Source organism: Romboutsia sp. 13368 (assembly GCF_018336475.1).
In the GTDB taxonomy this organism is placed as follows: domain Bacteria; phylum Bacillota; class Clostridia; order Peptostreptococcales; family Peptostreptococcaceae; genus Romboutsia.
The window spans coordinates 571,207-572,459 of record NZ_CP048741.1; the positions used below are offsets into that span (position 1 = coordinate 571,207).

General features: G+C 20.0%; 1 protein-coding gene. It reads left to right on the forward strand.

Translation table 11 applies throughout. The annotated features are described in order from the left end of the window. Positions 1 to 70 precede the first annotated feature (70 nt). Positions 71 to 1,081, forward strand: a complete 1,011-nt coding sequence (locus G3997_RS02350) for a 3'-5' exonuclease (RefSeq protein WP_296647480.1) — start codon at positions 71 to 73, stop codon at positions 1,079 to 1,081. Positions 1,082 to 1,253: the final 172 nt, after the last annotated feature.

Genomic DNA, 1,253 nt, shown 5'->3' on the forward strand with positions numbered 1-1,253 from the left:
TTTTTTTAAAATTTTAAATGAAAATTTTACATAAAATGATAAAATATAAGTATAGAAAGGGTGAGATTGTTTGAAAAAAATATACATAGATTTTGAAATGAATATGTCTAGTAATAAAACAAGAAAAGATATGTTCGATGCAGATATAATTGCAATAGGGGCAATAAAGTATGATACAGAAAGTGGAGAAATTGATAATTTTAAATCTTTAATAAAGCCAATAAGTAATTTACGTATATACCCTCATATACAAGAACTTACAAATATAACACAAGAGGATATTTTACARGCACCATCTTATGAAGAGGTTATGAGAAGATTTAAAAARTGGCTAGGGGAATATGATAAAATAGAAGGTATATATACTTTTGGTAATTTAGATTTTACATGCTTTAATAATACTGACAAAAAAAGTTCTAAAAAATATAATCATCCTAGATTTGTAAATAATATAAAAGATTTATTTATAGATATAAAAGATAAATATATAAATTATGGTATAAGATGCATGAATTATATATCTCTTAAGAACTTACTAAGTTGTGCCAATATTGACTTTTACGGAGATGCACATGATCCACTATATGATGCATACAATCTATTTATATTAGATAAAACATTAGAAAATAGTGAGGAAATTAGAAATGTACTGACTATAAAGGATATCATAAGACCTCCATTTACTATAATAAATAAAGAACTAGAAAATATATTTATACAATATCAAGAAAATTTTTATAAAAGTAATGAAGTACATAATAATATATCCATAGAAATACTAAAAACAGTATTACTTTATATAGAGTCTATAAAGGATATTGACATATACAATATAGAAATATTAAGGGATATAAATAGAAAACTAGAAACAATTAATAATTTAAAAGATATAAATGTAGGATATTTATTCTTATTAGAAAATTTATATTTTGATATGAATGATTTATTTAATGATTTAATGTTATATAAAGTTACAGAAAAAGAGTATAGAGAAGAGATTGATAATATACTTAACTTATTTAATGAAGATTTGATATACGAAAATATAAAATTTAATAGTATCTTAGAACAAAGCTGTTAATAAATAATTTTATTAATAGCTTTTTTATTTGTAACAAAAATTCATTAATAAATATTGCTAATATACTAGATTTATAAAAATTTTTATAAGTATAATAAGTAAATATTAAAAATATAAATTAATATATTTTATATTTTAAAAGGAGATTATTTTTAATATGGACGAGATAAAA